We start from the raw sequence: 21,366 nt of genomic DNA on the forward strand, positions 1-21,366 counted from the left end.
GAATGACAGCGATGCGCGTGGGAGTGGACATCCAGCCGGTCGCAGACGTGCTGCGCTCGCTCGCGCGCTTCGGCGATCGCTACCGCACCAGGCTCTTCACGGAGCGCGAGGTGCAGGACAGCGGCGGATGGGGCGCGGAAACAACCACGGCAGCGGCGAGCCTCGCCGCGAGGTTCGCCGCGAAGGAGGCCACGTTCAAGGCTCTGCGGGTCAGCGAGCGCGTTCCGCTATGGACCGATGTCGAGCTCGTGCGGGAGCCAGGCGGATGGCCGACGCTGCTGTTGCACGGGCTCGCGGCCGAGCTGGCGGCAGAGGCCGGACTGCACGAGTTCCAGGTGTCGATCAGCCACACGGAGGAGACGGCCGTCGCGATGGTCGTCGCCATTACGTGAACACGGGTGCGGATCGGTGCCGGCGCCGCCTGCAAGTCCCGCAAGGCCGCGCGCTGCTCTCCGAGTAGTCTCTGCTTGCGCGGGTTCGCCCGGGCACGAAGAGGACGGCACGACGAATGGCAGGGACGCCGATGGCTGGTCAGCGATGAGCACATCGGATGCGGCGATGAGCACATCGGATGCGGCATCCCGGCTTCCCCGGCTGGCGTACGTCTACCATCCGCTCTCGTTCGCGCCGCTGTCGATCAGGGATGCCGCGGCTGGCGTGTGCGAGCTCGTCTGGGTCATCGACATGTCCGATCCGGACGCCGCCGTCTTCCGGCGCCTGCTGCAGAAGTCGGGACCGGTCATCGACGCCGCCGGCCGCTCCGTCGACGACGTCGCCTCGGAATTGCACGAGCTCGGAGTGGATGGCGTCGTCTCGCTTCACGACGCCGACCTGGTCTGGACGGCGCAGCTGGCACAGGCCCTCGGGCTGCCGTTCCACAGCGTCGAGACGGCCGTGAAGCTCACCGACAAGTACGCCCAGCGCTCAGCCCTCGCGGCCGCCGGCCTCGCCGTTCCGCAGTTCCGCGTCATCCCCACGGAGGCAGGGCCTGACGAGGTGACGAGCATCGGCACGGGGTTCGCGTATCCCGCCGTGCTCAAGCCGCGCGAAGGCCAGTCGAGCCGCGACACGTTGCCGATCGCGTCGCTCGCGGAACTCGAATCCACCGTGGCCGAGCTGAGGGCACGGCCGACGGGCGCGGAAGAGTTCATCCTCGAGCAGTTCGTGCCCGACCCGTCCACCCCGCTCGGCGGTGAGGGCTTCGCCCCGTTCGTCTCCGTCGAGAGCGTCGTCGAACACGGCGGCATCGCGCACGCCGGGATCAGCTCGCGCACTCCGTTCCGCTGGCCGTTCCGCGAGACCGGGTACTGCACTCCGACGGCCATCGAGCCCGACCTGCAGGAGGAGATCTTGCGCGTCGCCGGCGAAGCGGCCGCCGCACTCGGCATCACGACCGGATGCCTGCACACCGAGATCAAGCTCACCGACGACGGGCCCGTCGTGATCGAGGTGAACGGCAGGCCGGGCGGCGGGATGTCCGAGATGCTGGAGCGCGCATCCGGCGGCTTCAGCATCCTGCGCACGGCACTGCGCCTGGCCGTCGGAGACCCCGTCGGGCTGCGCGACACCGTGCCCACCGATCGCATCGGCTACCTGCTGTACGTCTTCCCAACGACCGACCTCGAGTGGATCGACACCGTCGATGGCCTCTCCGATCTCGCGGCCGTCGACGGCGTGGATGAGATCGTGCTCGTGCGCGGCCCCGGCCAGCGCATCGACTGGCGGGAGGGGTCGGAAGCGCACGTGTTCCATCTCACGGGAACCGTTCGCGACTTCGAGGAGCTGCACGCGCTGATCGGATTGACCACTACCCTGGTGCAGATCGGCGGTCATGATGGAGACGAGCCGTTCCGGGCGCTGCCCGACCCGAAGGGCCGTGAAGACGTTCACGACGCCCACGACTGAAGGAGTTCCGATGTCCTCGATCGCCGACACCATCCGCGGAGTGCTCAACGACGTCGCCCGGCTGACCGCCGACGCGTCGACGCTCTCCGACGACGACGACCTGTACCAGCGCGGTCTCACCTCGCACGGCACGGTCAACGTGCTGATGGGCATCGAGGATGCCTTCGACATCGAGCTGCCCGACTCGCTGCTGCGCCGGGACACGTTCGCGAGCATCTCGGCGCTGCGCGACGCGGTGGTCTCGTGCGGCGTCGAGGACGACGAGAGCGCGCAGACGGCGTCCTAGCGCCGCCGCGATATCCGCCCTACTCGGAGTTCTAGGCGGAGAGACCGAGCGCCGTCTTCACGGCCGTCGGCCACGACGCGAGGTCGAAGCCATGGCGCCTGGCCAGCGCCAGCACCGTCCGCTCCATGCCGTATCCGAGGCACGAGCTGTGCGCGGTCGCGCCGTCCGGCGTGGTGATCGAGAACTCCTCGCCGAAGTGCGTGTCGTGGTAGTTCCCGGAGCCGATCGCGGTCTCGGTGCCAGGGTAGATCTCCACGACGATCTCGAACTTCGCCTGCGACTCCAGTTGGTTGGAGGCGAGGATCGCTCCGCCGCGACCGAAGAACGGGTCGTTGGCAGGCACGACGGACACGTCGAGGCCGAGGGACTCGTACACGCCCTTCGCGATGTCGAGAGACGCGTCACGGTGCGCCTTGGCCTGCTCCTGCGTGCCGAGTCGCACGTACTCGCGCATCCGGAACGCCACGAACCGCATCGGGTCCTCGCTCGGCTCGTGCCGGAAGCAGTCACCGGTGAGCTCGTAGATCGTGCCGTTGTCCGCGACGCTGCCCTCCAGCCATCCGTAGAGCGGATGACACGCCGACGACGTGAGCGCGAATCCCGTCGGCTCCAGGAATCTCTGCCAATCCTCACCTGACGAGTACGCGGCGAGCAGGTCGCGGAACTGCTTCTTGTCGCCGAGGAACGACGTGATGGCACCCAGCAGCTGCGGGAACGACGCCACGTAGTCCGTCTGCTCGAGCATCCTGGCAGCGAACACCGGCGGGAACCGCACCGGCATGATGTCGGCGTCGAACTCCTGGCGCGACACCCGGTACAGAAGCGCTGCGAGCCCGTCGTACACCGCGACGGCGGCGGGTCCGAGGCCGGGCAGCGCGGTCGATGCCGAGCTCAGCAGCCATCGGTTCTCGATCAGCTCATCGCGGAACGTCCTGCGCTGCTCTTCGAGCGCCGGAGGCACCTCCGTGTTCGTCATCGTCTCCCCCTCGTGTACCCAGGCTTCGAACCGATCTTTCCAGGTGCCGGGGACTCGTGGGCGAAATCCAGCACCGGACGGAGCTACGGGCGACGAACGACACCAGCAGGACCGCCTGGAGGACACCCCAAGAGGTCACGTCCGAGCGTTTCGCGAACGCGCGCAGCAGGCGCGATACTTGCACCGTGAACGCCGAGGCGAAAGACGATGCTCTTCCGCTGCTCGCGCTCGTGTACGGGTCGCTCTCCCTCGAGCAGCCGCTCCGACGGCTGACCGAGGCGTCTCAGGGAATCTGCCGGCTGCTCTGGGTGCTGCCTTTCGACCGCAAGGACGCCCGCGTCGCCATCCGCCTGCTGAAAGCAGAGGGCGAGATCGAAGGCGATGTCGTCGATGCCTCGAAGATGTCACCTGCGGAGGCCGCCGAAGCCATCCGTGCGTATCACCCCCACGGGATCACGTGTTTCATCGACGAGACGATCGCGTGGACGGCCGACGTCGCCGACTTGCTCGGGTTGCCGTTCCACAGTCGCCGCACGGCCACGGCGTTGACAGACAAGTTCGAACAACGCAACGCCCTCCGCGCGTACGGGCTGCCCACGCCGGACTTCTGGAAAGCGGAAGAGGTTGCGAACGACGACGTGCTGACGGAGGTCGTGCAGAAGGTCGGCCTTCCCGTCGTGCTCAAACCGCGCCGCGGTGTTGCCGGGAAGGACACCGAGCCGCTGCGCTCGAGGGAGGAGCTGCGGGCAGCAGCAGCGTCCGTGGCATCGGACACGATGCTGATCGAGGGATACATCCCGGATCCGGCCACCCCGCTCACGGGGCCAGGGAGCGCGCCCTTCGCCTCTGTCGAGCTCGCCGTCAGCCGTGGAAGCATCAGCATCCTGGGTGTGACCGGACGCACTCCGCTTGCGGCACCTTTCCGTGAGACCGGTCAGCTCTTTCCTGCCGATGTGGCTCCCTCGACGAGGTCTGGGCTCATCGCTACGGCCATCGATGCCGCCCGCGCGCTCGAGGTCACCACAGGCGTGCTGCACGTGGAGATCAAGCCGACGGATGACGGACCCGTGGTGATCGAGGTGAACGGCCGTCCGGGCGGCGGGCTCGTACATCACTTCATCAAACGCGCGACGGGTGTCGACCTGCTTCAACTGATGATGCGTCTCGCCCTGGGGGGCTCGTTCGACCTGCCGCTGCCCGAGTCGCCTTCAGACGTCGGTTTCATGTTCTGGGTTCAGCCGGCGCTCGATGTGCACCGGATCACCTCCGTCGAGGGCCTCGAGCGAGTGCAGGAGATCCCGGGGGTGGAACACGTCGCGCTTCCGCCCGCTGCCGCGCCCGGCAGCCCATTCACCTGGCGAACCGGATCGCTGGGATACGTCGCAGAGGTGAGCGGCACAGCGCGCGACCACGAAGACGCGCGTCGCATCCGCGAGCAGGTGCTCGCGACGATCGTCGTCTCGGGGGACTGAGAAGGGATACGCCCATGTCGGATGACCAGGCACAGGGCGCGCTTCCGCGCCTCGCGTTCGTGTACAGCGGATTGAACTCCGAGGACCCGCCGCTCCTGCTGGCCGAGGCCGCGGACGGCGTGGCCCACCTGTTGTGGGTGCTTCCGGATGCCAGCGAGATGCCGCGAGCAGTTCTGCGCATGCTGCGAGGGCTCGGCAACGTCGTCGACGTCACGGGTCTACAAGGCGAAGCGGCGGCCGACGCCATTCGCGAGCACGGGCCGACCGGCATCGTGTGCTGCAACGACACGTACCTGGTCTGGGCCGCCGAGATCGCCGAGCCGCTCGGTCTGCCGTTCTTCAGCCGCGAAACGGCTGTCGGGCTCACCGACAAGCTCGCGCAACGTCGCGCGCTTCGATCCCACGGACTCCCGACTCCCGACTTCTGGGACGCCGACGAGCTGGCGGCCGATCCGGCGCCCGACGATGTGGTGCGGGCGGCGGGATACCCGCTCGTGCTGAAGCCCAGACAGGGGCGTGCCAGCCAGGACGTCGAGCCGATCCGGTCGCCGGAGCAGCTTCGCGAGCTGCTCGCAGCAGCAGAGCCGGGGCGCATGCTCGTCGAGGGCTTCATCCCCGACCCGACCTCTGCTGCGCAGGGCACGGGCAGCGCACCGTACGTGTCCGTCGAGCTCGTGGCCAGCGACGGGGCCATCAGCGTGCTCGGCGTCACGGGGCGGCCTCCGCTCGCGCCTCCGTTCCGCGAGACGGGCGTGATCTTCCCGGCCGACCTCCCGCAAGACAGGCGCGACGAGGTGATCGCCGCGGCGGTGGATGCGGCGCGCGCACTGGGCGTCGAGACCGGTCCGCTGCACATCGAGGTGAAGCTCACGGATGCCGGCCCCGTGGTGATCGAGGTCAACGGCGTCATGGGCGGAGGAGCCATCCGCGACCTCATCAGGCATGCACTGGGGATCGACGTGCTGCAGCTCGCCATGCGCATCGCTGCCCGCGAGCACATCGAGTTCGACGAGCCGCCGAGGCCCGCGGACGTGGGATTCCTGTTCGAGATCCAGCCGGATGCCGACGCCAAGCAGATCCTGACGATCGACGGTCTCGACGGCGTGGCCGACATCCCGGGCGTCGAACGGGTCATCCCCGGCCTGCGAGCGGGCGACGAGTGCACGTGGCGTGCGGGAACGCCGGGCTTCATCGCCGGCATCTTCGGATCAGCGCCCGACCATGCTGCCGCGTACCGCATCCGCGAGGAGTTCGACGACCGGGTCGTCGTCACCGTGCGCACGTGATGGCTGGGAAGAGCCTTGCGGGCATCCTGGCCGGTTCCATGAATCGGCTATGCGTCGGTGGGCTACGGTGGGAGTTCACGAGCGCCTCGCTGCCTGCTGAGGCACGGCGCCGGTCGGACGGCCACTGCCCGAGCGGCACGGACTGCTCGGACACGGGCGGCGCATGCACGGACGGCGTAGAGCTGCACGGCGCAGAGCTGGACGGCGCGCACCCGGACGGCGTGCATCTGGACGGCTGGGAAAGGACCATGGCATGAGCGGGGCCGCCGGATCGGCGACGGGCCGAGCCGAACACGATGATCGAGCTCCAGCGTCGGACGCGACCGACCGTGTCGAACTCCGTCACGACGGCATCGTCGAGACGCCGACCTGGTTCGGGCTGGATCAACGACCGTTGTTCGGCTGGTTCGTCTACCCGGAGGATCAGCAGGTCAGGGGCGCCGTCGTGCTGTGCCAGCCGCTTGCCGAGGAAGGCAACATGGCGTACCGCACCTTCCGCGTACTGTCGCAGCGGCTCGCCCAGGAGGGATACCTCGCGTTCCGCTTCGACTACGACGGCACGGGCGACAGCGCGGGCTCGTTCGAAGACGGGGACAGGGCGCAGTCGTGGCTGGCATCCGTCGATCACGCGCTCGCCGCTGTGCGCGCCTGCGGAGTGGACCGGATCAGCGTCGTGGGCATGCGGATGGGCGCTGCGATCGCCCACACCGCTATTGCCCGATCGTCGGCGGATGTCGAGGAACTGGTGCTGTGGGATCCGGTCATGTCGGGCCGTTCCTTCCTGCGCGAGTGGCAGATGATCCACGCCGCCTGGATCGCCGACGTCGACCGTGCGCCGGAGGGCTGGGTCGAGACGCCGTCTTACCGCTTCACGCCGGAGGCCGCCGCTGACGTCCGCTCGTTCTCGATCCGGCCGACGGACGACCCCATCGCTCGTCGCATGCTCGTGCTCAGCCGTTCGGACCGCAAGCGAGACGGCCGACTCGAGCAACTCATCGCAGGCGACGGCGTGGAATGGGCCGAAGTGGACGACCAGGCCGCCCTGCTCGACGTGCCGACGATCGACGCCGCCGTTCCGCACGACGGCGTGGACAAGGTGGTTTCCGCGTTGACGGCGCAAGCGCCCCAAGGAACGACGGGGATCACGGTGCACCCACGCCAGGTGGCGAGGTGGGTGGAATCCGGAGTCGAGGTCGAGGAGTCGCCCGACTTCTTCGGACGCGAGCGAATCGTCTTCGGGATGCGAACGACCTCGCCCGCAGCGGACCCGCGACTTCCCGTCGTGCTGTACGTGAACATCGCCGCGGAGCGCCACGTCGGCGAGGGGCGCAGCTGGCTCACCCTCGCGCGGCGCACGGCGGCATCCGGGTTCACATCGGTGCGCGTGGACCACTCCGGCGCCGGGGACAGCGGGGTCCACCCTGGGCAGCGCCTGGACCGCGTCTGCGACGCGTTCTGGCTCGACGACGTACCGGAGGTGGCGCACGAGCTCGCGGCGGATCCGGCTCGCGACGTGGTCGGCGTCGGGCTGTGCTCATCGGGGGCGAGCGTGCTGGAGGCCCTGTACCGGGGCGCCCTTCGCGAGGCGGTCGCCATCAACGTGCCGTTCATGATCCGCGCCGACTCCTCGACCCCCAGGGAATGGACCGTCTTCCGCCGGATGAGCCGTTCTGTCACCAAGCTGGCCATCCGCCACCGGAGGACGGCGTGGAGCCTCTGGCGCGCATCCAGCGCCCTCGATCCGCGACGCGCGGCGCTCTGGGTGCCGAAGCTGGCCGTCAAGCGGGGCAGCGAGGTGACCCTCGTGGTCGGGGATGACGATCTGGACGGCATGCGCACCGGGCGGCTGTGGAACGCCACGTGGGGTCGCTCGCTGTGGAGGTCGCCGCGGTTCCGCGTGGTGCGCGCGAAGAACGCCGACCACTCGCTTCGCGTCAGCTCGGGACAGGACGAGGCGATGGAGATCGTCGTGGGCCGCCTGGACGCCATCGCGGCAGAGCGCCGCGGCGCTCCCGCGAGCGTGCCCGATCGGGTGTGACGCACGGGTCCAGGTGCTCCGGGTCTCGTCTCCACTGTCCCCCTGTTCGGGGCATGGGGAGATCGCTGTGAGGCTGTTACGTTCTTTCTGAGGGGTTGTCACTTCCGTGGCGTCCGCTCGCAACCCGGAATCTCAATACCCGATGGGAGATTGCAATGTCGTACGAAGCACCCAAGATCCGAGCTGTCGGCTCGGTTTCCGACCTGACGCTCGGTCAGGACCAGACCGGAGACCAGGACCACATCCTGTTCATCCCGCTTCCTGGGAAGACGTCCTGATCGACCTGATGAGCCCCGGACGAGCCGAAGCTGGCTTGTCCGGGGCTGCTCATTTTCCGATGCCTGATTCGTACATCCGTCCCACCATGACGGAGCTCGCTCTCGGCGTCCGAGACCGGGGAGGCTCGAGCGGCGCTGTCGCCGAAGTTCCCGGATCCGCGCGACTCGCTCTCGAGGCAGTGGTCGCGCGCGCACTGACCTCCGGTCCCACGTTCGTCAGCTTCTCCGGCGGCCGTGACTCGTCCGCCGTTCTCGCGACCGCTGTGCACGTCGCCCGCGAACGGAACCTCCCACTGCCCCGCCCGATCATCCTGCGCTACCCGGGCGACCGGGATTCCGACGAGACGGAATGGCAGGAACTGGTCCTCGGCCACCTCGGGATCGACGACCCGATCGTCCTCGAACTCGACACGCCTCCGACGTATCTCGACGCCGACACGCAGGCCAACCTGCGGCGCAGGGGGCTCCTGTTCCCGCCGGCGCTGCAGCTGAAGGACCACATCCGTCCCCTGGCCAGCGGCGGCATGCTGCTCACCGGCGAAGGCGGTGACGAGATCCTCGGACCGCACAGGATCACGCCGCTCACACTTCTCGTGAAGTACCGTCGTCGGCCGTCGAGAACGCTGCTGTCGTGGACCCTGGAGGAAGTAGCGCCAGGGCGGACCCGCAGAGCGGCCAGAGCGACGATCGCCCGGTCGCCGTGGCTCACCGAGAAGGCACGAGCCATGCTGCGTCACGACCTTCGCAGCGCAGCGAAGACCCCGCTGCACTGGGGCGAGCAGACCAAGTCGATGGTGACGGGACGCATCACCCACGACCTGACGCACAACCTTCAGTTGCTCGCGGACGAGCACGACGTCACGTACGTGCATCCGCTGCAGTCGCCGGAGTTCACCTCGGCGCTGGCGCGAGAGGGCGGCCGCTGGGGATACGCCGGCCGAACGGACTTGATGCGGCACCTCTTCGCCGACCTCCTCCCCGACGAATTGCTCGCGCGCTCGACGAAGGCGCACTTCGGCTCCGTGCGCTGGGGAGCGCAAGAGCGACGGTTCGCCGAGACCTGGGACGGCGACGGGCTCTCCACCGAACTGTTCGACGTCGAAAGGCTACGGGCCGAGTGGCTGTCGGAGCGGCCGGCCGGCGCGTCGGCGCTGCCCCTGCACGCGGCATGGCTTCACTCGCAGGGCCTGCCCTGGGAGGGGGCGTCGCATGCCTAGCCTCTCGGCGATCGCCCGCGTGGCCGCACTGGGACCCGGCGCATGGAACCGGATGGCGCGAACCGCAGTGGTCTCACGCCGGATCGAGCGTTCGCTGCAGAGCGAGACCCTGGATGCGACGGCGCGCCGATTCGGCGCGACCCTCTCGTTCGACCCACCCGCCTCCTTCGCCACGGAGGCGTCGCTCAGCGAACGGGAGAAGGCGAACCTCGGCGTCGCGCTCGCTGTGCTTCGCAAGAGCTCGCTCAACGGCACCTGCCTGCGGAGGGCGCTGGTGATGTCGGACATCCTGCGCGACCGCACGCCGATCCTGCGCGTCGGAGTGGCGAAGGCCGACGGCGCCGTCATGGCTCACGCGTGGATCGAGGTCGACGGCTACGCGTTCGACCCCATGGACGACCGCGATTTCATCCCCCTGCGTCGACCGGAGTCCTGATGCCGCTCTTCCGTTACTTCATCTACGGGCTCCTCGTCGACAGCGATCGGCCGCTCTTCCGCGAGCGCTTCGCCAGGCAGCGTGACCCGGAGCTGCCTGCCGACCTCGTGATCCTGCACTCCGACACCGAGATCGACTCCCGCAGCGCCGGCACGGAGAACCTGCTCCTCGACCTGAAGTACGAGGACGCGGAGTACTTCTGCGAGCATCGCCCGGACGGCGGATACAACCTCGTGTTCGCCGAGGCGTGCGAGATGACCGTCTCCCCCGACCTCTCGATGGCGACCGTGATCAGGCATCGCGACACCGTGCCCGGCATCGAGGACGTGCTGGCCTCAGGGGCGTTCATGGCGTGGCAGCTCTACATGCGAGGTGTGCTCGTGCTGCACGCGAGCGCCATCCAGGTGGGCGACCGGGCCATCGCCTTCGTCGCCGGCTCAGGTGGTGGCAAGTCGACCATGGCCACGATCATGTCCGCAGCAGGCGGCAGGGTCATCACCGATGACCTCCTGGCCATCGACTTCGTCGACGGGCAGCCGTATGTCAGGCTCGGTTCATCCGAACTGCGCCTTCGCAAAGGGGCGGACGAGCTCGCCGAGGCCTTCGAATCCGGCCGCCGGCCCGACAGACGGATCACGGCCGACAGCCGGCAGGTGGTCGAGCCGGGCCTCCTCGCATCCGACGGCCTGCGACTGTCTGCGATCTTCGTTCCGGTTCCCGATCGGGAGTCCGCCGAGGTCGGCTTCGACCGGGTCTCGGCATCCGACGCGCTGTTCGCCCTGCTGCGCACGCCGCGCCTGTTCGGATGGCTCGACGAATCCGTTCGCCGCACTCAGTTCGAGCTCACCTCTCTGCTCGTGAAGACCGTGCCGCTCACCGTCGCACACATTCCCTGGGGCCCGCCGTTCGCGCCCGAGATCGCCCCGAGCATCGTCGCCGAGCTGAACGAGGATCGTGCCCCGCGTCGGCTCCGATTCCAGTCCGCGCCATCATGAGCGGCGCCGACACCACTGCCGCGAACCTGCGACCAGAGGCCAGGCTTCTGATCGAGAGCGTGCTGAACGTGCCGGGTCCGCTCCCCCACGACCTGTCGACGCTGTCGCTGACGACCACGCTCGGCGCGGCGGACGAGCATCGGGTCGCGCCGGCCGTCTACCGGCGCATCCGCGACCAGTCGCCGCCCGACGCCTGGGAGAACGCGTTCGCCATGACGCGCCATCAGCAGCTGATCAGGCATATGCGAACCCGGGCCGAGCTCGAACAGCTGACGCGCACGCTCGCGTCGCACGGCATCCCATCGGTCGTGGCCAAGGGCCCCGTCGCAGCCGACGTCATCTGGCCGCACCCGGACATGCGCGAATACCACGATCTCGACCTGTTCGTCCGGGCGTCGCAGTTCGAGGACGCGCTGGACGTGCTCCTGCGATCGGGGTGCACGCTCGTCGATCTCAACTGGCCGGAGCTCGCGCAGACCATGCGTGCTGAGGTCGCTCTTCTGGGGCCGCTGGGCACTCCCATCGATCTGCACTGGCACATGGCTGTTCCACCGGAGTTGCGCCGCGCCTTCGCCGTCGACATGGAGGCCATGCTCGACAGGGCACGGTCCATCGAGGTCGGCAACGGTCTGCGGATCCGCACGTTCGACGAGATCGACACCGTGCTGCACCTGGCCTTCCACGCCGCGCAGGCAGGAGCGAGCAAGCTGATGTGGGCGGGCGACATCCACTACGCCCTGCAGGCGCCCGGCTTCGACACCGCCGAGTTCTGGCGCCGCGCCGCCGAATACCGCATCACCCGGCCGGTGTCGCTCGTGCTGTGGAGAGTCGCGTCGGCCCTCGGCGACTCGTCCCGGCCCGACGTGTACGCGGCGCTGGACTCCGGCGGTGCCTGGGGAACCGTGGTGCGCCGGCTGAGCGCCAACAGACCGTTCCCGGCACTGCCTGTCGACTCGCACGCCGGAGGGAACCTGATCGGAGGAGCGCGCAGCACGGCCGTCGGCTCGGCGGTCGCCACAGCGCGCTCGGCCATCCGCATCCGCATGATCGAGCGTCGCCTGCGGCGCCGCGGGGCGGAAGAACGCACGCTCCACCGCGACATCGCCGACGAGAAGGCGCGTCGTCGCTACCTCGTCGCGGTGAGGGCGGAAGGGGATGCCTCATGACCACGCCGGCCGCTCCTCGCAAGTCCCTGCGACGCCTGGGATCGCTCCTGCAGTTCAGCTTCGGGCTGGTCTGGAGCGCTGCACGCGCGCCGTTCGTCGGCCTCGTCGCGCTGCAGATCGTCTCGGCCGTCGCCCTCGCAGGCCAGGTGCTGGCCGTGCAGCTGACGCTCAGCGTGATCCTGGATGCGAAGGCCCGCGAGCAGGGTCTACTCCCGTTCGTCTTCCCCGTCGTGCTCCTGGCTCTGTTGACGGCACTCACCGCCGTCGCAGGGTCGCTCCAGGCGTCCCTCGGCCGGTACGTCGGCGAGTCGGTCGCACAGTCGATGTGGGGCCAGATCCTCGAGATGGCAACGGGCGTCGGCCTGCGACGGTTCGAGTCGACGGACTTCTACGACCGCTTGGAACGTATGCGCTCCAACGCGCTCAGCCGGCCGTTCCAGGTGACCAACGGTGTGCTCGCCGTCATCGGTGCGACGGCTGCCAGCATCGGCGTCGGCATCACGATCGTCGCCCTGAACCCCCTGCTGCTGCCTCTCCTGCTCATCGGCGGTGTGCCGATGCTGCTGACCAGCAGACGCGAGAGCAGGCTCGAGTTCCGGTTCAACGTGGAGCAGACGCAACGCATCCGGCTGCGCACGTACATCGCCCTGCTTCTCACCGCGCGTGACGAGGCCAAGGAGGTGCGAGCGTTCGGTCTTCAGCGGTTCCTGACCCATCGGTTCAGCCGCATGTACGACACGTATCGCTCCGACCTGGCCAGACACGTGCGCAGACGCTCGACGCTCAACGTGCTCGGCAACCTCGGTGCGGCCCTCGTGCTGGCCCTCACGCTGCTGGCCCTGATGTGGCTGATCGCCGTCGGACAGATCGGCATCGCGGGCGCCGGAGCGGCGATCGTGGCCATCCGCCTGCTCGCCTCGCAGATCCAATCGCTGACCGGCGGCGTGCAGACCATCTTCGAGTCCGGGCTGTTCCTCGACGATGTGCACGAGTTCGTCACAGGTGAGCAGGACGAGCAGTCTCGTGGACCGGTGCGCGACGTTCCCGAGTTCGCGTCGCTCGACCTCGACGACGTGCGGTTCACCTATCCGGGCCGCCCTGAACCGGCGCTCGACGGCGTCGACATCCATCTCGAAGCCGGCGAGGTGGTCGCGCTGGTGGGCGAGAACGGCTCGGGCAAGACCACACTCGCCAAGATCATGGCCGGGCTGTACCCACCGGACAGCGGCACCGTCGAATGGAACGGCACTGACGTCAGCGCATTCGACCAGAGCCGGCTGCGCAGCCAGATCGCCGTGATCTTCCAGGACTTCGTGCGGTACGCGTTCACGGCCGAGGAGAACATCGGTCTCGGGCGCGCGGACGAGCCCGTGGACATCGAGAAGATCCGCGCCGCAGCGCGGGAGGCGGGAGCCGACGACTTCCTGGCGGCTCTTCCCGACGGCTATCGGACCCCGTTGTCCCGCCTGTTCGACGGAGGGCACGAGATCTCGGGCGGTCAGTGGCAGCGCGTCGCGATCGCGAGGGCCTACTACCGTCAGGCTCCGCTCGTCATCCTCGACGAACCGTCGTCGGCTCTGGATCCCCGGTCGGAGCACGACCTGTTCACGTCGCTGCGGGCCACGCTTCAGGGTCGCACCGCCCTCTTCGTGTCGCACCGGTTCTCGACGGTGCGCTCGGCCGACCGCATCTACGTCCTGGATGCCGGCAAGGTGGTCGAGCACGGAACGCACGACGAGCTCATGGCGCGGCAGGGCCTGTACGCGGAGCTCTTCAGCCTGCAGGCGGACGCGTACCTCAGGTCCTGACCTTCGCGCTCACGCAGCGTGATCCGACGGACCGACGGCGGCCGGCTGCCGGGGTAGTCGTCGCCCGCCGTCAGGCCAGGAGCTGCCAGGCGGCCAGCTGCAGGCGCTGTCCGTCACCCTCACCCGACTCGCCGCCCGGCGCCGTCGACGCCAGCCGGTCGGGCTGGCCGCCGTAGCTGGTCTTCTTCACGGTGAGCCGCACGGTGCCGGCCGGGATGTCCACCTTCTCCAGCCACGCGAACGGCCCCGTCCAGTACGTCGTATACAGGCACGGATCGGAGCTGTTGTCCGACGAAGGCGACGGGATCGGCAGGCTGCGAGCCGACTCGCACGTGTAGGAGTAGACCGTCTTCCCGTCGACGGCGATCTCGAACTCCACGATCGAGCACCCGACGGTCTGCCAGGCAGGCCCTCCCGTGAAGAGCGCGAAGCCCTTCGCCGGCTTCGTCGTCTTCACCTCGAACGTGGCGGGAAGGGAGGTGGTGGCATACGGCTGGGCGGGCACCGGCACCGTTCCGCCTTGCAGGTTGGCCCCGAAGCCGCCGGAGGTGATGACGCTCGCGTGCCCTGAGCTCGCCTTGACCTTCTTTCCGCGGGCTGCGTCATCCAGGGACGACCACCACGAAGGTGCGACCGAGACGGAACTGCCAGCTGGCAGGAACACGTACGTGAGCAGATCGTCGAGCGGGATGCTCACCCGTCCGTCCGCGACCTGCACCGTCGACGGCACCCCCATGCCGTCCCACACTTCCAGCGAACCGGACGCGGAGACGCTCAGGTCGACGGTCGAACGCTCCATGCCGTTGGCTGCCAGCACCACGACGTCGTTGTCGACGCCGCGGTAGTGCAGGCCGGCGAACAGGCTGTCGCCCACACCGCCCTTCGGTCCGAATCTCAACGCCGTCGGAGGCTTCTGCGGCGTGCAGGTCGTGCCGTGCAGCGCCTCCGACATCACGTGCACCGCGTAGGCACCGGCGCGCAGGTTGCCCGTCGTGCCGCCGTTCTGCCCATCCACCATGTAGGTCGGCAGACCGGAGCCGAACGCATCGAACACGCGGAAGTCGTAGCTGTGCTCCTTGGGCCATCCGAACGACTCGAAGACGAGACGCAGCACCGTGCGCTGCCGTGCTTCGCGGCGCGGCTGGAGCACTCCGTAGCCGCCGCCGAGGATCCCGGTCTCGGTCAGCCACAGGTCGAGGTCGGGTCGCTGCGAGTCGGTGAACCTGTCCTTCAGGGCACCGAAGAGCTGCCTGAGCGCCACGATGTTCGACAGATTCTGGTGCGAGTTCTCCAGGTGGTCGGTGAAGCCGTCCACCTTGCACGAGTCGAGGAAGCGACCGAGCCCGTCGAGCGTCGTGGCGGACATGACGCCCGCCGAGTCGAATCCGAGAACGTGCGCCGTCGGATCCGCCGCCAGGATGGCGCTGCGACACTGCGTCCAGTACGAGATGAGCGCAGGCATGGACCAGCCGCCGTTCTCGGGCTCGTTCGTGGGGCACTCGTAGTACGCCCCGGCGTATCCGGCGGCACGCAGTGCAGCGGCAAGGTCTCCCCAGTCCTGCGGCGACGGGTCGAGCTTGGGCGCCTGAGCCTGCGGCGAGGGCGCGATCCATACGGGGCGGGGTCGCGCCCGGTCTTGCGCGCCGGTGAAGTACGGATCGTGCTTCAAGGCCGACACCAGGTCTGGGATCTGCCCTGGCCGGTACGAGTACAGGTCGCGGTCGGGAGCAACGGCGAGCCACGCGCCGATCGCCGGCTGGCCCATAGGCACGTGCAGCTTCGTCGGCGGGCACACGACGACTGTCCCCGTCACGACGCCGTTCGATCCCGCGTTCGTCACGACCGTGTAGTGGCCGGGCACTGCCCGCGATCCGCCGTGCCAGACGCCGTCGGTGCAGACCGTGAGCTTGCTGTCCCGCGCCGACATCGACCCGTGTCCGACTCGCCGGCCGCGCGCATCCAGCACCTGCCAGCTCGTCGCGCCGATCGGCAGGTCGAGCTGGAACTTGTTCAGCTCGTTCGTCGCGCCGGTCAGCCGGATGGTCGGACGGCCGTAGTAGACGCCGCAGAACGCGGCCGCCTGCAGCATGCGCTTCGGCCGCGATGACGCCCCCGGACGGATCGAGTTCCCATCGGAGCCCGTCCCCCCTCCGGCTCGCGCGGAGTTCTCGATGAGCTGCCCCGCCACGACTGCCGACGCGCCCACGACGACGATTCCGGCGCCGCCGATCAGTGCCTGACGCCGGGTGATCCGGCCTCGCCGCTCATCGCCGGTCATCGGGAGCGTCCTCCTCCGTCGCCGGCGGGAGGATCAGCGGACCGGTCGGCGCGAGCATCACCGAGTACGCTGCCGGAGCCGCGCAGAGCAGCAGCCATCCCGGGATGCCTGCCGCGGCGAGCACCGGCGGACCGCCCGCGAACACGCCGCCCACCACCACGAGCGCCGCCCCAGCAGCGGCGCACAGCAGGATCGCTGCTCCGAGGCGGGCTCGCGAATCCACCATCGCGATCTTGCGCCAGAAGACCACCTGCACGAGAAAGCCGACGAGCAGCGCTGAGCCGATCACGTCGCTCGCGCGGTGCGCGGTCGAGAGCACCGAGCACCAGGCGACCCCCACGGTCGCGGCACCGGTCAAGAGCGCCAGCCACACGTGCCACCTGTCGGTCGGCGACAGGATGACGACCACCAACGCGAGAGAGAGGGTCACCGCCACGTGGCCGCTCGGATAGCTGTTGCCGATGATCGCGACCGAACCACCCGTTCCCGGCCGAGGCAGGAGGAACTTGAGCCCCTCGGCCGCGATGAGCGACGAGGCGACCAGCACCACCGATCGGGCGACGTCATCCCAGCGCTGCCTTGCCAGAGCCGCGGCCGCCAGCACGACGACGAGCGCCGCCAGCACGAAGGGGATGACCTGCCGTACGACGTCGGCCGTCGCTCCGAAGACGTCGCTCAGCGGCATCAGGGAGGCGAACGCGCTCGCGTCGGCCATGCGGCCCTGGCCGGAGAGAACGAAGAGGAGGTAGGCGGCGACACAGCACACGGCCAGCACGGTCACCCTGATCAGGGCGTGCGGTGCGGCGATGCGCAGGTGCGAAGAGGAGAACCGGTGTCGACTGGGGACGGCGCGGGCGAGTTCCCCGGAACGAGGTGCGGTACCTCGAGCCGGAGCCTCGCCTGGCGCTTCTTCCGTCGTGTCGCTCACTCGATTCACCGCGTCGCGAACGAAGCGCCGTCCTCACTCGAGCCCGACCGGCGCTGCTGTGCCCGCGAGCGGTCTCGCCCCGGTTCCGGTCGTCGCGTCATGTACAGCACGCTATCCCGAACCGGGCCGGGTCTTGCACCGCGACGGCATGGCCTCAGTACGCTCCCACCGGCCTGATCAGCACCTTCGCGGTGCGCCACAGGATGATGAGGTCGCCCATCAGCGACCAGTTCTCCACGTAGTAGAGATCCAGCCGTACGCTCGCGTCCCAGCTGAGGTCGCTGCGGCCGCTGACCTGCCACATGCCGGTGAGTCCTGGCTTGATGAAGAGCCTGCGCTGCACGTGGTTCTCGTACGCCTCGACCTCCCGCGGCAGAGGCGGGCGCGGGCCGACGAGGCTCATGTCGCCGATGAAGACGTTCCACAGCTGCGGCAGCTCGTCGAGCGAGTACTTGCGGATGATGCGCCCGATCCTGGTGACCCTCGGATCGTCCTTCATCTTGAACAGCAGGCCCGCGCCCTCGTTCATCTCCGCGAGATTCTTCGCCTCCGCCTCCGCCGTCGTGACCATGCTGCGGAACTTGTACATCGTGAACCGCTCGCCGTTGCGGCCGACGCGCTGCTGCGAGAAGAAGGCACCGCCCGGGCTGTCCAGCCGCACCAGCACGGCGAGCACGAGGAACAGCGGAGAGAGCAAGGCCAGCGCGATGCCGGAGAGCGCGACGTCGAGCGCACGCTTCAGCGCGTGCTTGGTGCCGTCGAACTGCGGGATCTCCACGTGGATGAGCGGCAGACCCTCCACGGGACGGAAGTGGATCCTGGGGCCGGCGACATCCGTGAGCCCCGCGGCGAGCACGAGGTCGGTCGCGGCGCCCTCCAGCTGCCAGCTGAGGTCTTTGACAAATCCGCGGTCATCGCTGGGCTGCCCGGCCAGGATGACGGTGTCCACTTGCAGGTTCGCCGCCGCCATCGCCAGGTTGGAGAGGTCGGCCACGACGGGAACGCGGAGCTCGACGCCGTTGTCGTCGCCCGCCGTCCCGTCGAGGGCCGCGCCGATGATGTGGTACGTCGCACCCGTCTTGCTCTCCAGCTGGTCGACGACGTAGGCGACGTCTGCCGGAGAACCGCCGACGAGCGCGCGGGAGAGGTAACGGCCGTTCGCCCGCTGGCTGGAGAGCCAGCGACGCCAGGCCCACCGGCTGATGGTCAGCGCCAGGAGCCCGATCGGAAGCGTCAGCACGAAGAATCCACGCGCGATCTCGACCTTGCCGACCAGGAAGATGATCGCGAGCGATCCGAACGTGAAGGCGCTTGCGCTGGCCACCCGCCGGTATTCTGCGAAGCCCACACCGATGACTCGCGGGTCGCGCGTGCGGCACGTGGCGAGAAGAACCAGCCACGTCGCGACGACGCCGAGCGAGATCAGCCAGTAGAGCTCGTCGAGGCCGCCGAGGTCGTCCGCGCTCAGCCCGAAACGTGCGAGGAAGGCCCCGGCGACGGATGCCGTCACGATGATCGTGTCACTGACAACGAGCCTCGTGCGGTAAGTGCGGCTCCAGCGCTGTTCGGCCGAGAGTGCGGCGGAACGCGAGCCTGCGGAGACGCGACCGAGCGTGGGCCGGCCGAGCGCGATCGCCCTGCGATCGTCGAGCCCGGTCATGCTGCACGCCCGCAGCTGAGAACAGCCGGCCGCGCACCGCAAGCGGAGGCGTGGCTGTGCTGAGAATCGGGGCGACGCGTGGTTCGGGTTCCACGCGCCGCCCCCGCCAATGAGGCCACTTCGGCACCTCGGGTTCGGGTAAGCGAGTACCGGGTGTGAGGTCGCCGCCTGAGCTTCTTTCGAAGCCCTCGGGATAGGCGGACGACCTCAGCTGTGTTGAGTCTATCTATTGCTGAGGATTCCTCATGTCCCTAATAAGGGGCTCTCCCGAATTGGGGTCACGAGGCTTTCATCGGGGTGCAGGCATGCGCCATCGCACCCGCTCAGCGGGACGACTCGAGATCGGGAGTCAGTTGGAGCGATGGACGCGACGCCGCGAAAGCACGATCGCTCCGCCGCCGGCCACGACGGCCGCACCCGCCAGGCCGATGAGAGGCCAGGAGACGGTGCTGCCGGTATCCGCGAGACCTGCTTCTGGCACGTGAACGGTCACGTTGCTACAGGACGTCTCGCACGGGTCTATGGGTACGTAACTTTCGGCTGCTGCGGCAAGGGGAGCGGAGAAAGTGACTGCTGCCACTACTGCGGTCCCGCCGAGGCACGCCAAGATATGGCGTTTCATTGGGTGGCCTACCTATTCGGGTTGGGAAGGCAATTCGGGTAACGCCTAGTCTACCCAGACGCAAGCCTTGCACCACACCCCCGATCGGGTGTAAACGCGTCAAGATCGGCGCACGAGCCTCAGGATCAGCGCAAGACGTCGGCGCACGAGAACGGGACCCGTCCCACCTCTGTCGGCCACACTCCTGGCGTCGCCTGCACCTGCGGTCCTCCGGCGTCAGCCGACGTCCCCTCGGCCGCCGCTCCGACGACCTGGAAGTCGTACACGGCGCTCTGCCCAGGGTGGAGTTTCACGAGCACGTGCGCGACGGCATGGCCCTGATCGGTGGCGCGCTGGATGGCGACATCCTTTCCACCGGTGGACGCCCCGATGATCACGGATCCCGGCGGTGCGTAGACCGCCACCGTCGTGTACGTGTCGCCAGCGGGGACTCCGGAGAGGCCTGCGCCCGTCACGTAGCCGGGCAGCGACTGGGCGGCATCCACCGGCGCGTCGCTGGAGAGCTTCACCTGCACCAGATAGTTGGGCCGGCCGTCTTGCCGGCACGATGCCTGGCCGAGGCCGATCGCGGTGTGCAGGTAGTAGTCCATCTTGGCGCCCGTCGCGTCGTTCAGATAAACGCCGAACGGTTGTCCTGAAGCAGAGCTCGCCGGCACCGAAGCAGAGCTCGCCGGAAGTCCCCCGGCGAGCGACGTGCCCGCGAGATTGGACTGCTCGTGCGCGTCACCGCTCCACACGAGCACTCGCCGCTCGTTGCTCGCCTGCGTGAGTGCCGACAGCATGGCCGTGGTGTCGAACTGCCCGCTCGCCACCCTGTTGAACACGGAAGCCGCGGCGGACGCGAAGAACGCGTTCTGCTCCAGAGGGTCGCTGAACCTGGCATACGACGCGCTCAGCAGCACCTGCACCGCATTGTCGCTCGTCAGCTGCACTCCGCCGCCGAGGTCGACGGGTCCGGTCGCCTTGAGCAGGTAGCTCAGCGCGACCGGGTCCATCGAGAGCACGCCGTCGACCTTCGTGCCGAACCGCTGCTGCCACATCGCCTGCACCAGCCGGCCCGAGGTGGCGAAGTCCGGCGTGAGCGTGACGTCCTGGATGAACTCGCCCGTGATCGGCCCGTAGAGCTTCTCGGTCTGCGCGGGAAGCCGGATGACGGGCTTGTCGAGCTGCGGGAAGTCGGGGGCGGATGCCTGGCTCACGAGCGAGATCCGCCCGTTCTCGGTGTGCAGAAGGGCCAGCGCCCCGACGATGCCACCTGTGGCGCGCGCCTCGGCGTTGTTCTGGATGACGAGCACGTAGTCGCGCGGACCGTCGGCACCGAGCATGGGCGGCAACAGTCTCGCAGCCCGGCTGACGGCATCCGTCACCGCTCCCGCCTTCTGCAGGGCAGCCGTCAGTTTCTCGACGGCGTCGCGCACCGGACCGATGGTCGCCGAGGCGTCGATGCCGCGCACCATCTCGAGGTCGGTTTGCAGCGCGGAGTTCGCCTTCGTCACTGTCGGCGCCACCTGGACCAGAGGCTGCAAGGGCACGGCGCCGTTCACGGGTTTGAAGCTGTCGACGTTGATCGTGCCCGCCACCTGGGCGAGCGGGACGATCGACTTGTCGGTCACATCGGATGCCGCCGCCGCGAGCGTGCGCACCGCGGACAGGTTTGGTCCGATGCCCGGCACGACCTCCGCGGCGCGCCAGATCGGGTCCGAGGTGTCATCCCGTGCGGCATGGAGGTGATCGGCGAGGGATCGCGTTGTGGCGGCCGCTGCCTTCGAGTCGCCGGACGTGATCTGCGTCTGCACCGTGTCGACGAGCGGCAGGGCCGCCTCGAGCTCGTTCTTCGCGTTCAGAGCCCGCACCGCGACCCAGACGGCGCATGCGATGAGAAGCACGATGACGCCGACGATCGAACACACGATGATCCGCCGCCTGCGCGCCCGAGTCTCCAGTCGTGGGGCGGCTGTCGAGTCGGGCATGGGGGTATTCAACCAGACACTTCTTGAGCGCCCGTCAAGAAGAAG

At 68.7% G+C, this 21,366-nt stretch carries 17 protein-coding genes; 12 read left to right on the forward strand and 5 right to left on the reverse strand.

Features of this window, described 5'->3' with window-relative positions; genetic code table 11:
* Positions 1 to 11 precede the first annotated feature (11 nt).
* The 3 genes from VHB92_RS16360 (at position 12) to VHB92_RS16370 (ending at position 2,191) form a co-directional block, all read left to right on the forward strand.
* Complete coding sequence (locus tag VHB92_RS16360) at positions 12 to 392, forward strand: holo-ACP synthase (protein ID WP_325454834.1); 381 nt, start codon at positions 12 to 14, stop codon at positions 390 to 392.
* Between the two features lie 166 nt (positions 393 to 558).
* Positions 559 to 1,905, forward strand: coding sequence for an ATP-grasp domain-containing protein (locus tag VHB92_RS16365; RefSeq protein WP_325454835.1), 1,347 nt, complete (start codon positions 559 to 561; stop codon positions 1,903 to 1,905).
* A 10-nt stretch (positions 1,906 to 1,915) separates the two neighbouring features.
* Complete coding sequence (locus VHB92_RS16370; protein WP_325454836.1) at positions 1,916 to 2,191, forward strand: acyl carrier protein; 276 nt, start codon at positions 1,916 to 1,918, stop codon at positions 2,189 to 2,191.
* A 31-nt stretch (positions 2,192 to 2,222) separates the two neighbouring features.
* On the opposite strand, the gene VHB92_RS16375 is transcribed toward VHB92_RS16370, so the two are convergent.
* Positions 2,223 to 3,167, reverse strand: coding sequence for a hypothetical protein (locus VHB92_RS16375; RefSeq protein ID WP_325454837.1), 945 nt, complete (start codon positions 3,165 to 3,167; stop codon positions 2,223 to 2,225).
* 185 nt (positions 3,168 to 3,352) lie between these two features.
* Here VHB92_RS16375 and VHB92_RS16380 point away from each other — a divergent pair, with 185 nt between their 5' ends.
* From VHB92_RS16380 to VHB92_RS16420, 9 genes are all read left to right on the forward strand, one after another.
* A complete protein-coding gene (locus VHB92_RS16380) occupies positions 3,353 to 4,639 on the forward strand; it encodes an ATP-grasp domain-containing protein (protein WP_325454838.1) in 1,287 nt (428 codons plus the stop codon).
* A 14-nt stretch (positions 4,640 to 4,653) separates the two neighbouring features.
* Positions 4,654 to 5,925 (forward strand): ATP-grasp domain-containing protein, encoded by a 1,272-nt coding sequence (locus tag VHB92_RS16385; protein WP_325454839.1) that lies wholly within the window; start codon positions 4,654 to 4,656, stop codon positions 5,923 to 5,925.
* Between the two features lie 253 nt (positions 5,926 to 6,178).
* Entirely contained in the window at positions 6,179 to 7,963 is a 1,785-nt protein-coding gene (locus VHB92_RS16390; RefSeq protein ID WP_325454840.1) for a serine aminopeptidase domain-containing protein, read from the forward strand.
* A 155-nt stretch (positions 7,964 to 8,118) separates the two neighbouring features.
* A complete protein-coding gene (locus VHB92_RS16395; protein WP_325454841.1) occupies positions 8,119 to 8,241 on the forward strand; it encodes a lasso RiPP family leader peptide-containing protein in 123 nt (40 codons plus the stop codon).
* A 59-nt stretch (positions 8,242 to 8,300) separates the two neighbouring features.
* On the forward strand, positions 8,301 to 9,458 hold the full coding sequence (locus VHB92_RS16400) for an asparagine synthase-related protein (protein ID WP_325454842.1): 1,158 nt from the start codon (positions 8,301 to 8,303) through the stop codon (positions 9,456 to 9,458).
* Entirely contained in the window at positions 9,451 to 9,894 is a 444-nt protein-coding gene (locus tag VHB92_RS16405; protein ID WP_325454843.1) for a lasso peptide biosynthesis B2 protein, read from the forward strand. Before VHB92_RS16400 ends, VHB92_RS16405 begins: the two co-directional genes overlap by 8 nt.
* Positions 9,894 to 10,889, forward strand: a complete 996-nt coding sequence (locus VHB92_RS16410) for a hypothetical protein (protein ID WP_325454844.1) — start codon at positions 9,894 to 9,896, stop codon at positions 10,887 to 10,889. The genes VHB92_RS16405 and VHB92_RS16410 overlap by 1 nt, the downstream gene beginning before the upstream one ends.
* Positions 10,886 to 12,055, forward strand: coding sequence for a nucleotidyltransferase family protein (locus VHB92_RS16415; RefSeq protein WP_325454845.1), 1,170 nt, complete (start codon positions 10,886 to 10,888; stop codon positions 12,053 to 12,055). The genes VHB92_RS16410 and VHB92_RS16415 overlap by 4 nt, the downstream gene beginning before the upstream one ends.
* Entirely contained in the window at positions 12,052 to 13,863 is a 1,812-nt protein-coding gene (locus VHB92_RS16420; protein WP_325454846.1) for an ABC transporter ATP-binding protein, read from the forward strand. The genes VHB92_RS16415 and VHB92_RS16420 overlap by 4 nt, the downstream gene beginning before the upstream one ends.
* A 70-nt stretch (positions 13,864 to 13,933) precedes the next feature.
* Here VHB92_RS16420 and VHB92_RS16425 read toward each other — a convergent pair whose 3' ends face one another.
* The 4 genes from VHB92_RS16425 to VHB92_RS16440 form a co-directional block, all read right to left on the reverse strand.
* Positions 13,934 to 16,141, reverse strand: coding sequence for a hypothetical protein (locus VHB92_RS16425; RefSeq protein WP_325454847.1), 2,208 nt, complete (start codon positions 16,139 to 16,141; stop codon positions 13,934 to 13,936).
* On the reverse strand, positions 16,128 to 17,069 hold the full coding sequence (locus VHB92_RS16430; protein ID WP_325454848.1) for a phosphatase PAP2 family protein: 942 nt from the start codon (positions 17,067 to 17,069) through the stop codon (positions 16,128 to 16,130). The genes VHB92_RS16425 and VHB92_RS16430 overlap by 14 nt, the downstream gene beginning before the upstream one ends.
* A 154-nt stretch (positions 17,070 to 17,223) precedes the next feature.
* Complete coding sequence (locus VHB92_RS16435) at positions 17,224 to 18,729, reverse strand: sugar transferase (protein ID WP_325454849.1); 1,506 nt, start codon at positions 18,727 to 18,729, stop codon at positions 17,224 to 17,226.
* Positions 18,730 to 19,476: 747 nt separating this feature from the next.
* Positions 19,477 to 21,321: a DUF4012 domain-containing protein gene (locus tag VHB92_RS16440; protein WP_325454850.1), complete on the reverse strand. Its 1,845-nt coding sequence runs from the start codon at positions 21,319 to 21,321 to the stop codon at positions 19,477 to 19,479.
* Positions 21,322 to 21,366 lie beyond the last annotated feature (45 nt).

Source organism: Humibacter sp. (assembly GCF_035547335.1).
In the GTDB taxonomy this organism is placed as follows: Bacteria; Actinomycetota; Actinomycetes; order Actinomycetales; family Microbacteriaceae; genus Humibacter.

What these genes read in the sequence shown, in the direction of transcription:
- VHB92_RS16425 (WP_325454847.1), bottom strand. Translation starts at nt 16,141, where the DNA reads ATGACCGGCGATGAGCGGCGAGGCCGGATCACCCGGCGTCAGGCACTG.
- VHB92_RS16400 (WP_325454842.1), top strand. Translation starts at nt 8,301, where the DNA reads ATGCCTGATTCGTACATCCGTCCCACCATGACGGAGCTCGCTCTCGGC.
- VHB92_RS16415 (WP_325454845.1), top strand. Translation starts at nt 10,886, where the DNA reads ATGAGCGGCGCCGACACCACTGCCGCGAACCTGCGACCAGAGGCCAGG.
- VHB92_RS16405 (WP_325454843.1), top strand. Translation starts at nt 9,451, where the DNA reads ATGCCTAGCCTCTCGGCGATCGCCCGCGTGGCCGCACTGGGACCCGGC.
- VHB92_RS16365 (WP_325454835.1), top strand. Translation starts at nt 559, where the DNA reads ATGAGCACATCGGATGCGGCATCCCGGCTTCCCCGGCTGGCGTACGTC.
- VHB92_RS16375 (WP_325454837.1), bottom strand. Translation starts at nt 3,167, where the DNA reads ATGACGAACACGGAGGTGCCTCCGGCGCTCGAAGAGCAGCGCAGGACG.
- VHB92_RS16420 (WP_325454846.1), top strand. Translation starts at nt 12,052, where the DNA reads ATGACCACGCCGGCCGCTCCTCGCAAGTCCCTGCGACGCCTGGGATCG.
- VHB92_RS16390 (WP_325454840.1), top strand. Translation starts at nt 6,179, where the DNA reads ATGAGCGGGGCCGCCGGATCGGCGACGGGCCGAGCCGAACACGATGAT.
- VHB92_RS16385 (WP_325454839.1), top strand. Translation starts at nt 4,654, where the DNA reads ATGTCGGATGACCAGGCACAGGGCGCGCTTCCGCGCCTCGCGTTCGTG.
- VHB92_RS16360 (WP_325454834.1), top strand. Translation starts at nt 12, where the DNA reads ATGCGCGTGGGAGTGGACATCCAGCCGGTCGCAGACGTGCTGCGCTCG.
- VHB92_RS16410 (WP_325454844.1), top strand. Translation starts at nt 9,894, where the DNA reads ATGCCGCTCTTCCGTTACTTCATCTACGGGCTCCTCGTCGACAGCGAT.
- VHB92_RS16440 (WP_325454850.1), bottom strand. Translation starts at nt 21,321, where the DNA reads ATGCCCGACTCGACAGCCGCCCCACGACTGGAGACTCGGGCGCGCAGG.
- VHB92_RS16435 (WP_325454849.1), bottom strand. Translation starts at nt 18,729, where the DNA reads ATGACCGGGCTCGACGATCGCAGGGCGATCGCGCTCGGCCGGCCCACG.
- VHB92_RS16370 (WP_325454836.1), top strand. Translation starts at nt 1,916, where the DNA reads ATGTCCTCGATCGCCGACACCATCCGCGGAGTGCTCAACGACGTCGCC.
- VHB92_RS16395 (WP_325454841.1), top strand. Translation starts at nt 8,119, where the DNA reads ATGTCGTACGAAGCACCCAAGATCCGAGCTGTCGGCTCGGTTTCCGAC.